Below are 17,875 nucleotides of genomic sequence, written 5' to 3' on the forward strand. Positions count from 1 at the left end.
GGCGCGACTCAGGAGATCAGTCTAGGCCAAGTATCGGGTAGTAGACCAGACTGGCGTACTGCCCGATAGCGCTTGTCACCCGTTCAGTTGGCGTCGGCTTGCGGGGCGACCTGTTCGCTGAGCTTGTCGGCCAGGCGTACGAAAGCCGCCAGGTCCAGCTGCTCGGGGCGCAGGCTGCCGTCGACGCCGGCGGCTTCGATTTCGGCGCTGCTGAGCAACAGTTTCAAAGTGTTGCGCAAGGTTTTGCGGCGTTGGTTGAACGCTTCGCGCACCACCCGCTCCAGCAGGCGATGATCCTTGGCCGGGTGCGGCAGGACGGCATGAGGTACCAGGCGGACGATGGCCGAATCGACTTTCGGCGGCGGGTTGAATGCACCCGGACCGACATTGAACAGGTGTTCGACCCGGCAATGGTACTGGACCATGATCGACAGGCGACCCCAATCGCCACCGCCAGGGCCGGCGGCGAGGCGCTCGACCACTTCTTTCTGCAGCATGAAGTGCATGTCGCGGATCAGGCTGGCGTTGCTCAGCAGATGGAAGATCAGCGGCGTGGAGATGTTGTACGGCAGGTTTCCCACCACCCGCAGGCTGTTCGGCGCAGCATTCAGGCTATTGAAGTCGAACTTCAGCGCGTCGCCCTGGTGCAGGTTGAAATTGCTCTTGCCGGCGAACTGCTGGTTGAGGATCGGGACCAGGTCCTTGTCCAGTTCCACCACGTCCAGTTGCGCGCCGCTGTCGAGCAGGCCCTCGGTCAGGGCGCCCTGGCCCGGCCCGATTTCCAGCAGGCGGTCGTCGGGCTTGGCCCGGATGGAGCGCAGGATGCGATCGATCACGCCGGCGTCATGCAGGAAGTTCTGGCCGAAGCGCTTGCGCGCGCGGTGTTGGTATAGCTCGGTCATAAATGGGTCTCGGCCATCTGGTAGGCGGTTTCCAGGGCGACTTGCAGGCTGCCGGTATCGATCTTGCCGCTGCCGGCCAGGTCCAGGGCGGTGCCATGGTCCACGGAGGTACGGATGATCGGCAGGCCCAGCGTCACGTTGACTGCCGCGCCGAAGCCTTTGTACTTCAGCACGGGCAGGCCCTGGTCGTGGTACATCGCCAGCACCGCATCGCAGTGCTCCAGATATTTGGGGGTAAACAGAGTGTCGGCAGGCAGCGGGCCACGCAGGTCCATGCCCTCGCTGCGCAAGCGCTCCAAAGTGGGTTCGATGATGTCGATTTCTTCACGGCCCAGGTGCCCGCCTTCGCCGGCATGGGGATTGAGTCCGCAGACCAGGATGCGTGGCCGGGCGATGCCGAATTTTTCCTGGAGGTCGGCGTGCAGGATGCGCGTGACCCGCTCCAGGCGTTCCGGGGTGATGGCGTCGGCGATGTCCCGCAAGGGCAGGTGAGTGGTCACCAACGCCACACGCAGGCCGCGGGTGGCGAGCATCATCACCACTTGCGCGGTGTGGGTCAGGTCCGCCAGGAATTCGGTATGTCCGGAAAAGGCAATCCCGGATTCGTTGATCACGCCCTTGTGTACCGGTGCGGTGATCATGCCGGCGAATGTCCCGTCCAGGCAGCCTTGGCCGGCGCGGGTCAGGGTTTGCAGGACGAACGCGGCGTTGGCCTTGTCCAGCTGCCCGGTGACGACCGGGGCGCCCAAGGGTGTATCCCAGACGTACAGGCTGTTGGCGGGCGCCGGGGTATCCGGCCAGGCCTGCGGCGTCACCGACAACAGGTCGACGACCACCCCCAGTTGCGCGGCCCGTTCAAGGAGCAGGTCGCGACTGGTGATGGCAATCAGAGGATGCGGCTGGGGGTGCGAGGCGAGCAGCAGGCACAGGTCGGGACCGATGCCGGCTGGTTCGCCGGGTGTCAGCGCGAAACGCTTGGGTTTCACTGCGCTGCCTGGTCTGCACCAGGAAGTTTGATTTCAACGTAGGCTTCGTCGCGAATCTGACGCAGCCAGGTTTGCAACTCTTCGTCATATTTGCGGTTGCGCAATACGGTCATCGCCTGCTGTTCGCGTGCCTGGGTGGTGCTGTCGGTGGCGCGACGGCCAAGGACTTCCAGTACGTGCCAGCCATACGGGCTCTTGAACGGCTTGGACAGTTGCCCTTGCGGGGTACTGGCCATGACCTGACGGAACTCGGGAACCAGTGCATTCGGGTCAACCCAGTTCAGATCGCCGCCGTTGAGGGCCGAGCCCGGGTCTTCGGAGAAACTCTTCGCCAGTTCGGCGAAGTCCTCGCCCGCTTCGATGCGGTCGTAGAGTTTTTCCGCCAGGCGCTTGGTCTCGGCTTCGCTGCGAATCTCGCTTGGCTTGATCAGGATGTGGCGAACATGCACTTCGTCACGAACCTGGGTTCCGCCACCGCGCTTTTCCAGCACTTTCAGGATAATGAAGCCGCCTGGGGTGCGTGCTGGCTGGGTGATGTCGCCCACGGCCATGGCGCTCAGTTCACGGTCGAACGGAGGCGGCAGTTGAGCGGGCTTGCGCCAGCCCATGTCGCCGCCTTCCAGGGCGTTGTCGCTGCCCGACTTGGCAATGGCCATCTGGCTGAAATCAGCGCCTTGCTTGAGCTGCTGGTAGACATCCATTGCCTGGCGATAAGCGCTCTGGATGGCTTCGGAGTTGGCGCTTTCCGGGGTAGGAATCAGGATATTCGCCAAGTGCAGCTCTTCGGAAAGCTGCATCTTGCCCAGGTCGGAGGCGAGGAAATTTTTCACTTCCTGTTCCGACACCTGGATGCGTTCGGCGACACGGCGCTGGCGCACACGGCTGATGACCATTTCGCGACGGATCTGATCGCGGGCGTCCTCGTAGGAGAGGCCGTCGCGAGCCAGGGCGGCGCGGAACTGCTCGAGGCTCATGTTGTTGCGCTGGGCGATGGTGCCCACGGCCTGGTTCAGCTCTTCATCGGTGATGCGGATGCCGGAGCGTTCGCCGATCTGCAACTGCAGGTTTTCGACGATCAGGCGCTCGAGCACTTGCTGCTCCAGTACGCCCGGTGGCGGCAGGCCACCACCGCGCTTGGCGATGGTTTGCTGCACTTCATGGACGCGCTGGTCCAGCTGGCTCTGCATGACCACGTCGTTGTCAACGATGGCCACGACCTTGTCGATGGACTGTACCGCGGCGTTGGCCACAGTACCCAGGAACAGCGCGCCCAGCATCAGCGGGCGCAGACAATCAGAAAGCTTGGTCTTCACGTTCACGATAACCTTGGATGCCTTTGTCGAGGAAGCTCTCTACCTTGGCGCCGGTGAGGCCGCCGAGTCCCTTCAGAACAATTTGGAGGAAGACGCCGTGGTCGCCTTTTTCGTTTTCCGGGGCGGCTTGACTGAATTCCTCATAGTCGACCCAGTAGCGGTTGATCAGGCGCAGTTTCCAGCAGCAGTTGTCGTATTCGAAACCACCGAAGGCTTCCAGGGTACGATTGCGGTTGTAGTCATACTGCCAACGGCTGATGGCGTTCCACTGCGGCACGATCGGCCAGATGACCGAGAAATCGTGCTGCTTGATCTTGTAGTAGTCCTTCACGTAGCCAGGCTGGCCAGGCGTGCCGTAGTCGCCACCGCCCACTTGCCATCGGCCAGTCGTCTGGTCGTAACGGACCTGGTCGTTGCGATACCGGTATCCGGCGTTGATAACCTTGTTCGGGTTGTCTTCCGGCTGATAATGGAACATCGCACTGCCCGAGCGGGGGCTGTGGCTGTCCGGGTCCCAGTTGTAGTCGGCCGTGGTGCGCCAGTCGCGGTTCCAGCGGTATTCGTACTCCAGTGCGTAAGGAGAAACGCTGGAATGCGCATCTTCACGCGTCTTGTAGTCGATACCCGGCAATTGAACTTCGCGATCCTTGAAGTAGAAGGCCTGGCCGACGCTGATGCGCTGGCGTTCGAAGCCATCTTCCTGAATCCAGCGGTTGGTCACGCCCAGGGATAACTTGTTTTCGTCGCCAACACGGTCGGAACCAGTGAAGCGATTGTCCCGGAACAGCGACGAGTAGTTGAAGGTGCTTTCGCTGGTGTCGAAAACCGGAATGTCGCTCTGGTCTTTCTCAGGTACATAGAGGTAGTACAGGCGCGGTTCCAAGGTCTGGCGGTAATTCTTGCCAAACCACTGGGTATCCCGGTCGAAGTAGAGACCGCTGTCGATGCTTGCGATCGGCACTCCACGGCTTTGGTTGCGGCTGTAGGTACCATTCAGACGGTCGCCTTCCGCATCTTGAGCGGCGATATCTGCCTTGCCACTATTATCCAGGTCCAGATCGTACTGGGTGTATTGGTATTTGAGCGAGGGTTTGATGAATCCATAGCTTGCGTTCATCGGCAAGCTCATCACGGGGGCCAGATTCATCCGGTCGCCGGTAGCACGGGCCAGGCCCCGAACGTTGGTGTCTAGGAACGGGGTTCCGATTGTCCCATCAGCATTTATAGGTCCGCCATTTTCATCCTTGTAACGACCGGTTCTCAAATCACGATCAAACCGCACGAACTCAGTGTTATAGGCGAAATCCAAGCCACCCGGATGCTGCGGCAGCGCACCGTTGAAGGTGATCTGCGGCAAGCGATCGTACGGCGTGATGTTCGAGATCGTGGCCATTTGATAGGCCTGGACGTTCAAACGCGCCGTGTACGTATCGCCGCGATAGCTGACCGCGCCCTGCTGATTCACGAAGTCCCTGGACTCGACGCCGATCTGGTCGGTCTGCAAGTCCTGGAAGTAGTACGGGTCGCTGATCTTGGTGTAGTCGACTTCCGTCAGCACGCGGGAATCGAGCCCGCCCTTGTGCTGCCAGTTGTACATGTAGCGAGTCTTGCTGTAGTCGGTCTGCTTGGCGCGTTCGTCTTCTTCGTCGTTGAGGTACGCCGCGCCGAACTGACCTTCGCTGGACTTGGTCAGGTAGCGGAACTCGCCTTCCATCAACAGGCCGCGCTTGGCCATGTAGCGCGGGTACAACGTGGCATCGTAGTTCGGTGCCAGGTTGAAGTAGTACGGGGTGACCAACAGGAACCCGGTATCGCTGCCACTGCCGATGGTCGGCGGCAGGAAGCCGGACTGGCGACGGTCGTCGATCGGGAAGTAGATGTACGGCGTGTACAGGACCGGGAAGTCCTTGACCCGCAGCGTCACGTTGGTCGCGGTGCCGAAGCCGGTGGCCGGGTTCAGGGTGATGTTGTTGCCCTTGAGCGTCCAGGCGTTGCTGCCCGGTTCGCATGTGGTGTAGGTACCGTCCTTGAGGCGGATGATCGCGTTCTCGGCACGCTTGGCGTACAGCGCGTTACCGCGGATGCGCGACTTGTGCATCACGTATTCGGCGTTGTCGACCTTGGCTTCGCCAGTGTCCAGCTGTACATCGGCGTGGTCGCCGACGATCAGCGTACCGTTGTCGCGAACCCGCACGTTGCCGTTCAGCTCGCCACGGTTCTCGGCCTGGTACAGGCTGGCCTCGTCGGCCTCGACCTGCATGCTGCCCTGACGCATGACCACATCGCCGGCCAGGGTTGCCACTTGCTGTTCCTGCTCATAGCGGGAAGCCTTGGCGCCGAGGAAGGTCGGGGCGTCGCTCTTTGCCGTCTTGTCATTCATGCCGGGACGAGAGGGCTCGATATAGGCACCCGCGCAGTAAGGACCGGTTTCAGCCAGTTGCGCCGGGGTGAGGTTCTCTCGTGGAACCCAATCCAGGTGGCTGTAGTCTGCACTGCGCGACTTCAGGCCGCGGCCCTTGGCTTCGGTAACGAGCATCGGCTTTTCGCCGGCTTCCTCGCCCGAGCTGCTGTCGGCTGGCGCCGCGCCGCTGTCGGAAACCGCACTGCCGTCATGCACGGGGCGCGGCGGCAACGCGGCGGCCGGTGTCTTGGGTGCACAGTCCCAGGCACCCGAAGCGGAGACGGAGCAGTCATACTGCTGCGCCGCGACGACGAATGAAGAGGCCAGGGGTTGCAGGGCCAGCAGACTGCCGGTGACCAGCAACGGAAATTTTTTACGAAACGCGGGGGATTTCAATGCCATCTTATTAGTCCGGGCTTCCTGCGTGCCATCTGCCCGCGGTGTGGGCCGCACGCCTCTCGATGGTCTGAAAAAGATGCTGGATAATAAAGCATGACCCGCTTGACGGCTAGCGCCGTCGGAGACCCTTGCAATGCCCGACCAAGATGTACGCTTGCAACACCTGAAAGTTTGGCTCGATGAACAACTGCCGATCCTTTTCACTCAACAGGGTTGGGGCACCGTACCCCCGGCCACGTTGACCGCCGCCAGCAGTGACGCGAGTTTCCGGCGGTATTTCCGCTGGGAAGGCGAGGGCCGCAGTTTGATCGTAATGGACGCGCCACCGCCCCAGGAAAACTGCAAACCTTTCGTGGATATTGCTTTTTTATTGGCGAAATCCGGCATCAACGTGCCAAAAATTTATGCCGAAGACCTTGAACGCGGCTTTCTTTTGCTCAATGACCTGGGCAATCAGACCTACCTGGACGTGATCGACGGCGAAAATGCCGACGATTTATTCGGCGATGCCTTGCAAGCCTTGTTGGCTTTCCAGCAACTGCCGATGGTCGCGCCGTTGCCGAGCTACGATGTCGCGTTGCTGCGTCGGGAGCTGGAATTGTTTCCCGAGTGGTACGTCAAGCGCGAGCTGGGCATCGAACTCAATCCGGCCCAGCAGCAACTCTGGCAACAGGCCAGCGAACTGTTGATCGACAGCGCCCTGGCCCAGCCCAAAGTGCTGGTGCACCGCGACTACATGCCGCGCAACCTGATGCTCAGCGTACCGAACCCCGGTGTGCTGGACTTTCAGGATGCGGTCTATGGCCCGGTGACCTACGACGTAACGTGCCTGTTCAAGGATGCCTTCCTCAGTTGGCCCGAGGCGCGTGTGCGCGGTTGGCTCGAGCGTTACTGGCAGCAGGCTGGCGCCCTTGGCATTCCCGTCCAGCCGGACCTCGAGGATTTCCTGCGGGCCAGCGACTTGATGGGCGTGCAGCGTCACCTCAAGGTCATCGGGATCTTCGCGCGCATTTGCCACCGTGATGGCAAACCACGTTACCTCGGCGATGTGCCGCGTTTCTTTGCCTATATAGAAGCGGTCATTGCCCGGCGTCCTGAACTGGCACCGCTCGATGAGCTGCTTGGCAGCCTGCGGCGGTCGGCCGGAGCAACGGCATGAAGGCGATGATCCTGGCGGCGGGCAAGGGCGAGCGCATGCGCCCCTTGACCCTCACCACGCCAAAGCCGTTGATTCGCGTGGGTGGCGTTCCCTTGATCGAATACCACTTGCGAGCGCTCGCCAAGGCCGGGTTCAGCGAGATCGTGATCAATCACGCCTGGCTCGGCCAGCAGATCGAAGATCACCTGGGGGACGGTTCGGGTTTTGGTGTGAGCATTCGGTTTTCACCCGAAGGCGAGCCGCTGGAGACCGGGGGAGGGATTTTCCGGGCCTTGCCGTTGCTGGGCGATGACGCGTTTGTGGTGGTCAATGGCGATATCTGGACCGACTACGATTTCAGCGCGTTGCGCAGGCCGCTCAAAGGGCTGGCGCATCTGGTGCTTGTCGATAATCCGCAGCATCACCCGGACGGCGATTTCATCCTGGCCGACGGAAAGGTTCACGATGGGCGAACGCCTGCCGACAACCTGACCTATAGCGGCATCGCCGTCCTGCACCCGCGGTTGTTCGACGGTTGCACTGGCGGTGCCTTCAAGCTCGCACCGCTGTTGCGCACGGCCATGGCCGAGGGGGGCGTCAGTGGCGAGCACCTGAAAGGGCATTGGGTCGATGTCGGCACCCATGAGCGTTTGGCGCAGGTCGAAACCTTGATAGAAGCGAGCGGTTGATATGTGGTGGCCAGGGACTCTGATTGGGGCCGGGGCGGGCTTTGCCATTGCCAGCATTCCGGGGGCCATGCTTGGCGCGTTGTTGGGGCAGGCGCTGGACCGGCGCCTGAACCTGCAGGGCTGGGCGCAAGTACGCGAGCGCCTGGGCGGCCGCCCGGCGTTGCGCAACGATGAATTGTTGTTCGTATTGCTCGGGCGCCTGGCCAAATGCGATGGGCGCGTGGTCGACGGCCACATCCAGCAAGCTCGCCAGGAGATGCGGGCGTTGGACTTGAGTGAATCGGCGCAACGCCGGGCGATCGCGGCGTTCAACCGAGGCAAGTCCGGAAACGATCGGTTGCGCGGTTACATGCGTCGCCTGGCGGTCCAGCCCCATGCGGCTGAAGGGGTATTGCGCGCCTGTTGGCGGATGGTCTGGGCCGATGGGCGTGCCGGTGTCGCCGAGCGGGAGCTGGTGGCCCAATGGGGCCGCTGGTTGGGCTGGACGCCGCAACAGGTCCAGGCGCTGGCGGCTGATTACGAACCGCAGAAACTGTCGCGGCCCAACGCCGGCGTGACCTATCAGGAGGCCTTGCGCTTGCTGGGAGTTTCGGCCACCAGCGAACCGTCGCAGATCAAGCGTGCCTACCGGCGACTGCTCAGCCGTCATCACCCGGACAAGATTGCCGGCAGCGGGGCGACGCCCTTGCAGGTGCGTGAAGCCACCGACAAAACCCGAGAGCTGCATAACGCCTACCGGTTGATTCGCGAGCGGCGGGATTTTCGCTAGAAGGGATAACAGTAGATAAGGAGGGGAACAACTGTGGCGAGGGGATTTATCCCCGCTCGAGTGCGCAGCGCTCGCCATCAGATGGTGTTGTTGCGCGGGTTTTAGGGTTGCTGCGCAACCCAGCGGGGATAAATCCCCTCGCCACAAAGTCAGTCTTCGGCTTGGCCAGCAGTCAGCCTTACTCCCCCGGCTTCTGCGGATTCAACCAACCCCGGACCCGACGAAACAACTGCTCCTGCTCCGCCGACGGGTTCGGCAGGGCCTTGAGGGATACCTGGCTGAAGGTCGAACCTTTCAAGCGTTTGCTCCCTTGCAGGCGCTCCAGCGCCGCGTTGCGATCCAGCGGTTTGTCCATGTAGAAAATATCGGCGGTCGCCAGTTTCAAGGTCGGGGTCAGTTCGGCCAGGCCGGGCTTGGCAGTGACCGGCGTCTGTGCAGCCACCATCACGAAGCGTTCGACTTGCGAGGGTTGCTTTTCACTCAAGTAACGCGCGGCCCAATAGGCGCCGGTGCCATGGCCCAGTAGCACGATACGGCGTGCGCTTTGCTGTTCGGCGTAGGCCAGCGCCGCATCGATGCGGGCGAAGATGCGCTCGGCGTCGGCCTTGGCATGTTCTTCATCGGTTTGCGCAACGACCGGATCCACCGCATCGGCTTCGCCGCCGGCGACCTGTTCGATCGGCGCCGAAGTGGTCGCGTCCGGTGCCGCGGCAGCGGTGTCGGCTGGCTTGGTCTCGGGCGCGGCTTCCTCCACGCGAGGAGCAATGACATCGCTTTGCAGGTCCGGCAGGGTGATACTCAGGCTGCTCCATTCAACATCGGGCAACTTTTTGCGTAATGGGCCGACGACTTGAGGCCAGTCAGCGGTTTCGCCGGCACCAGGGATGATGATGACCGCGCCTCTGGGGTCACTGGTATTGGCCGGTTTCCACAGTGCCAGGAAAGTGTCGCTGCCGGTCTGCAACTGTTGCTGTTCCTGGGGCGGGACTTTTCGCCCCAGTGCGGCCGCTTCTTCCTGGCTACGCTCGAGCAAAGGTTGGCGCTCGACAGGTTTTTCCCCGGCGGGTTGCTCGGTGGCGGGGGCCGTTTCGCTGGCCTGGACAGAAAAGGCACTTGGCAGGATCAGCGATAGGCACAATGCTGGCAACGCCAGGCGATAAACAGAGGGCATCGGATATTCCATGACCAGAAGTATTTCCGGCAGCCTAATGGGTTGGTCTGTATTTGTCAGTGCATGAGACTTCAATGATGCGTTTTTGCTGCCTGTGGGTTATCGGCTGTTTATGGCTTCCCTTGATGGCGTGGGCCGCGCCCGCGCCGTCGGCGCCAGGGGTGCAATTGAATGCAGAACAGCGCCAATGGCTGGTGCAACATCCGCAGTGGCGGGTCGGCCTGGTCTTGCAGGCGCCCTATGCGCAATACGACCGGCGCTTGCAGCGTTTGTCCGGCACCAATGTCGAGTTGATGCAGTGGCTGGGCAAGGCGTTGAACGTCGAGCTGACCTGGCGCAACTTCCAGGACGTGGCGCAACTGGAAGCCGCGGTGCGTGCCGGCGAGGTGGACATCGCTCCGGGCCTGACCCAATCCCCGGGCGGGCTCAAGCTCTGGCAGTTTTCCGATCCCTACATGCGCGTGCCGCAATTGATCGTCGGCGCGCAGAAAGGCGCCGAGGGGGTGGAGTTGGAAAAGCTCGACGCCCAGGCCCGCGTCGCGGTGCGCATGCCCAGTGCCACGGCCGATTACCTGCGCAGCAACTACCCGACGCTGAACCTGCAAGGCGTGCCGATGGAGCGCGAGGCCCTGCAATTGCTGCTGACCCAGCAGGCCCGGTACGCGGTGGTCGACGAGGCGCAACTGGGTAGGTTGATGGTCGAACCCGAATTCGCCGAGCTGGCGGTGGTGGGCGACATTGGCTTGCCGCAGTTGCTACGGGTTGCCACACGCCGGGACTGGCCGGAGCTGGCAGAAATCATCGACAGAGGTTTGCAGGCAATCCCGGCCAAGGAGCTGGAGCAGCTGCACAGTCGTTGGCTCAAGCCAAAATACCCGCGCCTGACCGAGACCCCGGGTTTCTGGCAGAACCTGACCCTGTTGATCCTGGCCCTGCTGCTCAGCAGTGTCGCCATCGTGTTCTGGCAGCGCCGCCAGCAACGCGCACTGGAGCGCCGCCTGCGTGCCGCGAGGGAGGACATCGCCCAGCGTGCGGCCAGCGAAGAGGCCTTGCGCCTGACCCAGTTCTCCATCGATCAAAGCACGGTCGGCATCCTGTGGGTCAATTGGGACAGCCACGTGCGGTATGCCAACCGAGCGGCCGAAACCATGCTCGGCTACGCTTCGGGCGCCATCATCGACCGGCCCTTGATCGACTTCGAGCCGGGCTTGCACATGGACCGCTGGTTGAACCTGTGGAAGCGCGCCCGGGCCAGTGAAGAGGGGCCGCAGAGCTTCGAAACCGAGTGCGTGCGAGCCGATGGCAGCATCCTGCCGACCGACGTTTCCCTGAGCTTCCTGCGTTTTCGCGACGCCGAATACCTGGTGGTCTACCTCAATGATGTGACCGAGCGCCGACGTGCGCTGGCAGCGATGCGCGAAAGCGAGGCGCGGCTGCAAGGCATCGCCGCCAATGTGCCAGGCCTGGTCTTTCGCCTGGAGCGGGCGCCGGTGACCGGCCAGATCGACTATGCCTACATCAGCGAAGGCAGCGAAAGCCTGGTGGGTTATTCCCCTGCGACCCTGGCCCGCAGCGACACCGGGCTGCGTAGCCTGGTGCATCCGCAGGACAAGGCCGATTATCACCGCACCCAGGACCAGGCGCTGGATACCGACAGTGACTGGTCATGGCAGGGCCGCATCCTGACCCGCGAAGGCCAGGAGCGTTGGGCCGAGATCAAGGCGATCACTCGGCGTCTCGAAGATGGCGCCTATGTCTGGGACGGTATCGTCTGGGACATCACCGACAGCAAGCGCATCGAACTGGAATTGGCCCGTTCCCGGGAGCAGTTGCGCGAGTTGTCGGCGCACCTGGAAAGCGTGCGGGAAGAGGAAAAAGCGCGCATTGCCCGGGAAGTCCACGATGAGCTGGGCCAGATGCTGACGGTGTTGAAGCTTGAAACTTCCATGTGTGAATTGGCCTACGCGCAACTCGACCCGGGCCTGCATGAGCGGCTTAACAGCATGAAGCGCCTGATTGCTCAGTTGTTCCAGCTGGTGCGGGACGTGGCGACGGCGTTGCGCCCGCCAATCCTGGATGCCGGCATCGCCTCGGCCATCGAATGGCAGGCCCGGCGCTTCGAGGCGCGAACGCAGATTCCTTGCCTGGTGCAGGTGCCGGACAACCTGCCGGCCCTGAGTGACGCCAAGGCCATCGGCCTGTTCCGGATTCTCCAGGAGGCGCTGACCAACGTGATGCGCCATGCCCAGGCGCATACCGTGGAGTTGACGCTGGTTCAGCAGGGCGCTGATTTATGTCTGACCGTCAGCGACGACGGTGTAGGATTTATTACCGATACGAGCCGGCCAACGTCCTTTGGCTTGGTCGGCATGCGTGAACGGGTGCTGATCATGGGTGGACAGTTGACCCTGGATAGTGAACCGGGGGAGGGCACCACCCTGTCGGTGCGGGTGCCGTTGAATGAGGCCTGATGGTTTGGGTTGCCTGGGCTGATGCTATCGCGACCAAGCTCGCTCCCACATCGATCGAGGTGTACACAAACCGTGTGGGAGCGAGCTTGCTCGCGATGAGATCCTGAATCTGGAGAAGCATGTGATCCGTGTACTGGTAGCCGAAGACCACACCATCGTCCGCGAAGGCATCAAGCAGTTGATCGGCCTGGCCAAGGATCTGCTGGTGGTGGGGGAGGCGAGCAATGGCGAACAGTTGCTCGAGACCCTGCGCCACGTGCCCTGCGAAGTGGTGCTGCTGGATATCTCCATGCCGGGCGTCAACGGCCTGGAGGCGATCCCGCGGATCCGTGCGTTGAACAATCCGCCGGCCATCCTGGTGCTGTCGATGCATGACGAGGCACAAATGGCCGCCCGTGCCCTGAAGGTCGGCGCCGCGGGCTACGCAACCAAGGACAGCGACCCGGCCCTGCTGCTCATGGCGATTCGCAAGGTCGCGGCCGGCGGGCGCTACATCGACCCGGACCTGGCCGACCGCATGGTCTTCGAAGTCGGCCTGACCGACACCCGCCCGCTGCACTCGCTGCTGTCCGAGCGTGAATTCTCGGTTTTCGAACGCCTGGCCCAGGGCGCCAATGTCAACGACATCGCCCAGCAACTGGCCCTGAGCAGCAAGACCATCAGCACCCACAAGGCGCGGCTGATGCAGAAACTCAACATCACCTCATTGGCCGAGTTGGTGAAATATGCGATGGAGCACAAGTTGCTCTGAGCTTCAGCACGCCCTCTGTGGGAGCGAGCTTGCTCGCGATGGCGGCGGCACATTCAATATTGATGTTGGCTGACACTCCGCTATCGCGAGCAAGCTCGCTCCCACAGGGTTTTGTCTCGGCATATCCATTTGCGACACACCCCGACAGCGCCTTTTGCCCCTGCTTGCAGCTTGGCGCTTAAAACGCACCGCTGCATTTACCCAATCCCGCCATCCTTGTAGGGCAATCCCTACCCCGACTCTTCCATCCGGCTGAGGCGATTCTCTCCTGCGCCCCGATTTGCGCGGACCCCAGGGTCCACTAGGCTTGATTCACAAGCAGTCATCAAAACAAAAGGTGCGGGTATGAGCCAGGTCGATTCAAGCGCGGGGGCCAGCGATGTGCTGGTCAGCTTTCGTGGTGTGCAGAAGAGCTACGACGGCGAGAACCTGATCGTCAAAGACCTCAACCTGGACATTCGCAAAGGCGAATTCCTGACCCTGCTCGGGCCTTCCGGCTCCGGCAAGACCACCAGCCTGATGATGCTCGCCGGGTTTGAAACCCCAACCGCCGGCGAGATCCTGCTGGCCGGGCGCTCGATCAACAATGTGCCGCCGCACAAGCGCGACATCGGCATGGTGTTCCAGAACTACGCCTTGTTCCCGCACATGACCGTCGCCGAGAACCTTGCGTTCCCGCTGACCGTGCGAGGCCTGAACAAGAGCGACGTGAGTGATCGGGTCAAGCGTGTCCTGAGCATGGTCCAGTTGGACAGCTTCGCCCAACGCTACCCGGCGCAATTGTCCGGCGGCCAGCAACAACGGGTGGCCCTGGCCCGGGCGCTGGTGTTCGAGCCGCAGTTGGTGCTGATGGACGAACCCCTGGGTGCGCTGGACAAGCAATTGCGCGAACACATGCAGATGGAAATCAAGCACCTGCACCAGCGCCTTGGCGTGACCGTGGTGTACGTGACCCACGACCAGGGCGAAGCCTTGACCATGTCCGACCGCGTAGCGGTGTTCCACCAGGGTGAGATCCAACAGATCGCCCCGCCGCGCACCCTGTACGAAGAGCCGAAAAATACTTTCGTCGCCAACTTCATCGGCGAAAACAACCGTCTCAACGGTCGCCTGCACAGCCACACCGGCGATCGTTGCCTGGTGGAGTTGGCGCGCGGCGAGAAAGTCGAGGCCCTGGCGGTGAACGTCGGTCAGCCCGGCGAGCCGGTGACCCTGTCGATCCGTCCGGAGCGGGTGAGTCTCAACGGTGTCAGCGAACAATGTGTCAACCGCTTCTCAGGGAGGGTGGCGGAATTCATCTATCTGGGCGACCACGTCCGGGTTCGCCTGGAAGTCTGTGGCAAGAACGACTTCTTCGTGAAGCAACCGATTGCCGAGCTCGATCCCGCGCTCGCCGTCGGCGACGTGGTTCCGCTTGGCTGGCAAGTCGAGCATGTGCGTGCGCTCGATCCCCTTCTAGAGGCGAATTGATCGCCCCCCTGCTGTACCAACACCAACCCTGCACGTGGAGAGAACAATAAATGTTGAGATCCCTGAAGTTCACAGCCCTGACACTGGGCATGATGGGTGCGGCAAGCGCGATGGCGGCGGGCCCGGACCTGACCGTGGTGTCTTTCGGCGGGGCGAACAAGGCGGCTCAGGTCAAAGCCTTCTACGCACCGTGGGAAGCGGCCGGCAACGGCAAGATCGTGGCTGGCGAGTACAACGGCGAAATGGCCAAGGTCAAGGCCATGGTCGACACCAAGAGCGTTTCCTGGGACCTGGTGGAAGTCGAGTCTCCGGAATTGTCCCGTGGTTGCGACGAAGACATGTTCGAGCAACTGGACCCGGCCCTGTTCGGCAAGACCGAAGACTACGTCAAGGGCGCCATCCAGCCTTGCGGCGTAGGTTTCTTCGTGTGGTCGACCGTGCTGGCCTACAACGCCGACAAACTCAAGACCGCGCCGACCAGTTGGGCAGACTTCTGGGACACCAAGCAATTCCCGGGCAAGCGTGGCCTGCGCAAAGGCGCCAAGTACACCCTGGAATTCGCCTTGATGGCCGACGGCGTTGCGCCGAAAGACGTCTACAAAGTGCTGGCCGGCAAGGATGGCCAGGACCGTGCGTTCAAAAAGCTCGACGAGCTCAAGCCGAATATCCAGTGGTGGGAAGCCGGCGCCCAGCCGCCGCAATACCTGGCTTCCGGTGACGTGGTCATGAGCTCGGCCTACAACGGCCGGATCGCCGCGGTACAGAAAGAAAGCAACCTGAAAGTGGTGTGGAACGGCGGTATCTACGACTTCGACGCTTGGGCCATCCCGCGCGGCCTGGACAAGACCCGCGCCGAAGCGGCGAAGAAATTCATCGCCTTCTCGGTTGCACCGCAGCAGCAGAAGACCTACTCGGAAAACATCGCCTACGGCCCGGCCAATACCCAGGCTGTGCCGTTGCTGGCCAAGGATGTCCTGAAAGACATGCCGACCACCCCGGAAAACATCGCCAACCAGGTGCAGATCGACGTCAGCTTCTGGGCTGACAACGGTGAGCAACTGGAGCAGCGCTTCAACTCCTGGGCGGCCAAATAACCCGACGGTCTGAAGCTGGATGAGATCCCTGTGGGAGCGAGCTTGCTCGCGATAGCGGTTTGTCAGACACATCAATGTTGAATGTGCCGTAGCCATCGCGAGCAAGCTCGCTCCCACAGGTGCTTGCTTCAATCGGATGTTTCAAAAGAACAGAGGCGGCCCGCCGCCCCCTGTAACGATAAAAAGATTTGCGGAGTTCGCCATGGCCATCGCCGTTCCACTGAACGCGGGCACCAGCCCCACCCTCAAGCAACGGCTCAAGCGCGCCGAGCGGGTCAACCGCTGGAAGGCCCAGGCCTTGATTGCGCCGCTGGTGCTGTTTCTGTTGCTGGTGTTCCTGGTGCCGATCGTGGCGCTGCTGTTCAAAAGCGTCAGCAACCCGGAAGTGGTGGGCGCCATGCCACGCACGGTCGCTGCCGTCGCGGCCTGGGACGGACGCGGTTTGCCGGGCGAGCCAGTGTACAAGGCCGCCAGTGAAGACCTGGCCGAAGCCCGCAAGAATCAGACCCTGGGCGACTTGTCCAAGCGCCTGAACATGGAACTGGCCGGCTATCGCAGCCTGCTGACCAAGACTGCTCGGGCGTTGCCGTTTGCCACCGAGCCGGCTTCCTATAAAGAAGCCATGGAAAACCTCGATGAGCGTTGGGGCGACCCGGCGTACTGGCAGGTGGTCCGCCGTAACACCAGTAACGTCACCCCGTACTACCTGCTGGCGGCCGTCGACCATCGCATTGATGACCTGGGGGAACTGGCCCCGGCGACTCCCGACCAGGCGATTTACCTGGATATTTTCACCCGTACGTTCTGGATGGGCCTGGTCATCACCGCGATCTGCCTGGTGCTGGCCTATCCGCTGGCCTACCTGCTGGCGAACCTGCCGTCGCGCCAAAGCAACCTGTTGATGATCCTGGTGTTGCTACCGTTCTGGACCTCGATCCTGGTGCGCGTCGCCGCGTGGATCGTGTTGCTGCAGTCGGGCGGCCTGATCAACAGTGGCCTGATGGCCATGGGCATCATCGATAAGCCCCTGGAGCTGGTGTTCAACCGCACCGGTGTCTACATCTCCATGGTCCATATCCTGCTGCCGTTCATGATCCTGCCGATCTACAGCGTGATGAAGGGCATCTCGCCCACCTACATGCGGGCGGCGATTTCCCTAGGCTGCCATCCGTTCGCCAGTTTCTGGCGGGTGTATTTCCCGCAGACCTATGCCGGTGTCGGCGCCGGTTGCCTGTTGGTGTTCATCCTCGCCATCGGCTACTACATCACGCCGGCGCTGCTGGGCAGCCCGAACGACCAGATGGTCAGCTATTTCGTCGCGTTCTACACCAACACCAGTATCAACTGGGGCATGGCCACGGCGCTCGGCGGGCTGCTGTTGCTGGCGACCGTCGTGCTTTACCTGATTTACAACCGGTTGGTGGGCGCCAGCCGCCTGCGCCTGAGCTAAGGGGAGATCGAAAATGCTGAGTCCTTACATGTCTCCCATCGAACGGGTGTGGTACTACACCTTGCGCACACTCTGCGGGCTGATCCTGTTGTTCCTGATCCTGCCGGTGCTGGTGATCATTCCGCTGTCGTTCAACTCCGGCAGTTTCCTGGTATACCCGCTGCAAGGTTTCTCGCTGCAGTGGTACCACGATTTCTTCGCCTCGGCCGAGTGGATGCGGGCGCTGAAAAACAGCATCATCGTGGCCCCGGCGGCGACGTTGCTGGCGATGATCTTTGGCACGCTGGCGGCCATCGGCCTGACCCGCGGTGACTTCCCGGGCAAGGCGCTGGTGATGGCCCTGGTGATTTCGCCCATGGTGGTGCCGGTGGTGATCATCGGCGTGGCCAGCTACCTGTTCTTCGCACCGCTGGGGTTGGGCAACAGTTTCCTCTCGCTGATCGTGGTCCACGCCGTGCTGGGTGTACCGTTCGTCATCATCACGGTGTCGGCGACCTTGCAGGGGTTCAATCACAACCTGGTCCGCGCCGCCGCCAGCCTCGGGGCTTCGCCCCTGACGGCGTTTCGTCGGGTGACCCTGCCGTTGATCGCCCCGGGCGTGATCTCCGGGGCCCTGTTCGCCTTCGCGACGTCGTTCGATGAAGTGGTGGTGACCCTGTTCCTGGCCGGTCCCGAGCAGGCAACGTTGCCCCGGCAGATGTTCAGCGGCATCCGCGAAAACCTCAGCCCCACCATCGCGGCGGCGGCGACGCTGCTGATTGCCTTCTCGGTGATCCTGCTGCTGACCCTGGAGTGGTTGCGTGGGCGTAGCGAGAAGTTGCGCACGGCCCAGGTCTGAAGGTCAGCGTCGTCCAAATGTGGGAGCGAGCTT

14 protein-coding genes are annotated in these 17,875 nt (G+C 62.1%); 9 read left to right on the forward strand and 5 right to left on the reverse strand.

Going from position 1 to position 17,875, the window contains the following annotated elements:
• Positions 1–83 precede the first annotated feature (83 nt).
• Genes rsmA through BM321_RS15755 form a run of 4 tightly spaced genes read right to left on the reverse strand, consistent with a single transcriptional unit; the run spans position 84 to position 6,004 of the window.
• The gene (gene rsmA / locus BM321_RS15740) at positions 84–902 is read right to left on the reverse strand and encodes a 16S rRNA (adenine(1518)-N(6)/adenine(1519)-N(6))-dimethyltransferase RsmA (RefSeq protein ID WP_092443157.1); all 819 of its coding nucleotides are present in this window, start codon (positions 900–902) and stop codon (positions 84–86) included.
• Positions 899–1,888 (reverse strand): 4-hydroxythreonine-4-phosphate dehydrogenase PdxA, encoded by a 990-nt coding sequence (gene pdxA / locus BM321_RS15745; protein WP_092443159.1) that lies wholly within the window; start codon positions 1,886–1,888, stop codon positions 899–901. The genes rsmA and pdxA overlap by 4 nt, the downstream gene beginning before the upstream one ends.
• Complete coding sequence (gene surA, locus BM321_RS15750) at positions 1,885–3,201, reverse strand: peptidylprolyl isomerase SurA (RefSeq protein ID WP_139230493.1); 1,317 nt, start codon at positions 3,199–3,201, stop codon at positions 1,885–1,887. The genes pdxA and surA overlap by 4 nt, the downstream gene beginning before the upstream one ends.
• Positions 3,182–6,004, reverse strand: a complete 2,823-nt coding sequence (locus BM321_RS15755; protein WP_092443165.1) for an LPS-assembly protein LptD — start codon at positions 6,002–6,004, stop codon at positions 3,182–3,184. The genes surA and BM321_RS15755 overlap by 20 nt, the downstream gene beginning before the upstream one ends.
• Positions 6,005–6,134: 130 nt before the next feature.
• Here BM321_RS15755 and BM321_RS15760 point away from each other — a divergent pair, with 130 nt between their 5' ends.
• From BM321_RS15760 to BM321_RS15770, 3 genes are read left to right on the forward strand one after another with little or no spacing between them, the layout of a single operon-like run.
• Positions 6,135–7,160, forward strand: coding sequence for an aminoglycoside phosphotransferase family protein (locus BM321_RS15760; protein WP_092443168.1), 1,026 nt, complete (start codon positions 6,135–6,137; stop codon positions 7,158–7,160).
• Positions 7,157–7,828 (forward strand): N-acetylmuramate alpha-1-phosphate uridylyltransferase MurU, encoded by a 672-nt coding sequence (murU, locus tag BM321_RS15765; RefSeq protein ID WP_092443171.1) that lies wholly within the window; start codon positions 7,157–7,159, stop codon positions 7,826–7,828. The genes BM321_RS15760 and murU overlap by 4 nt, the downstream gene beginning before the upstream one ends.
• A gap of 1 nt (position 7,829) precedes the next feature.
• A complete protein-coding gene (locus BM321_RS15770; protein WP_092331228.1) occupies positions 7,830–8,597 on the forward strand; it encodes a TerB family tellurite resistance protein in 768 nt (255 codons plus the stop codon).
• Positions 8,598–8,775: 178 nt separating this feature from the next.
• Here BM321_RS15770 and BM321_RS15775 read toward each other — a convergent pair whose 3' ends face one another.
• Complete coding sequence (locus BM321_RS15775; RefSeq protein WP_092443173.1) at positions 8,776–9,768, reverse strand: alpha/beta hydrolase family protein; 993 nt, start codon at positions 9,766–9,768, stop codon at positions 8,776–8,778.
• Positions 9,769–9,842: 74 nt separating this feature from the next.
• Between BM321_RS15775 and BM321_RS15780 the strand changes: the two genes are divergently transcribed.
• The 6 genes from BM321_RS15780 (at position 9,843) to BM321_RS15805 (ending at position 17,842) form a co-directional block, all read left to right on the forward strand.
• The gene (locus BM321_RS15780; protein WP_092443175.1) at positions 9,843–12,239 is read left to right on the forward strand and encodes a PAS domain-containing sensor histidine kinase; all 2,397 of its coding nucleotides are present in this window, start codon (positions 9,843–9,845) and stop codon (positions 12,237–12,239) included.
• A gap of 121 nt (positions 12,240–12,360) precedes the next feature.
• A complete protein-coding gene (locus BM321_RS15785) occupies positions 12,361–12,990 on the forward strand; it encodes a response regulator (protein WP_003177702.1) in 630 nt (209 codons plus the stop codon).
• Positions 12,991–13,335: 345 nt separating this feature from the next.
• The gene (locus BM321_RS15790) at positions 13,336–14,460 is read left to right on the forward strand and encodes an ABC transporter ATP-binding protein (protein WP_072342484.1); all 1,125 of its coding nucleotides are present in this window, start codon (positions 13,336–13,338) and stop codon (positions 14,458–14,460) included.
• A 50-nt stretch (positions 14,461–14,510) separates the two neighbouring features.
• Positions 14,511–15,554 carry an ABC transporter substrate-binding protein gene (locus tag BM321_RS15795; RefSeq protein WP_042730717.1) on the forward strand — a complete coding sequence of 348 codons (1,044 nt, stop codon included), beginning with the start codon at positions 14,511–14,513 and terminating at the stop codon, positions 15,552–15,554.
• 202 nt (positions 15,555–15,756) lie between these two features.
• Positions 15,757–17,004, forward strand: a complete 1,248-nt coding sequence (locus BM321_RS15800; protein WP_060740368.1) for an ABC transporter permease — start codon at positions 15,757–15,759, stop codon at positions 17,002–17,004.
• 13 nt (positions 17,005–17,017) lie between these two features.
• The gene (locus BM321_RS15805) at positions 17,018–17,842 is read left to right on the forward strand and encodes an ABC transporter permease (RefSeq protein WP_092443177.1); all 825 of its coding nucleotides are present in this window, start codon (positions 17,018–17,020) and stop codon (positions 17,840–17,842) included.
• Positions 17,843–17,875: the final 33 nt, after the last annotated feature.

The sequence above is a fragment of the Pseudomonas sp. NFIX10 genome (genome assembly GCF_900111955.1).
Taxonomy (GTDB): Bacteria; Pseudomonadota; Gammaproteobacteria; order Pseudomonadales; family Pseudomonadaceae; genus Aquipseudomonas; species Aquipseudomonas fluorescens_AA.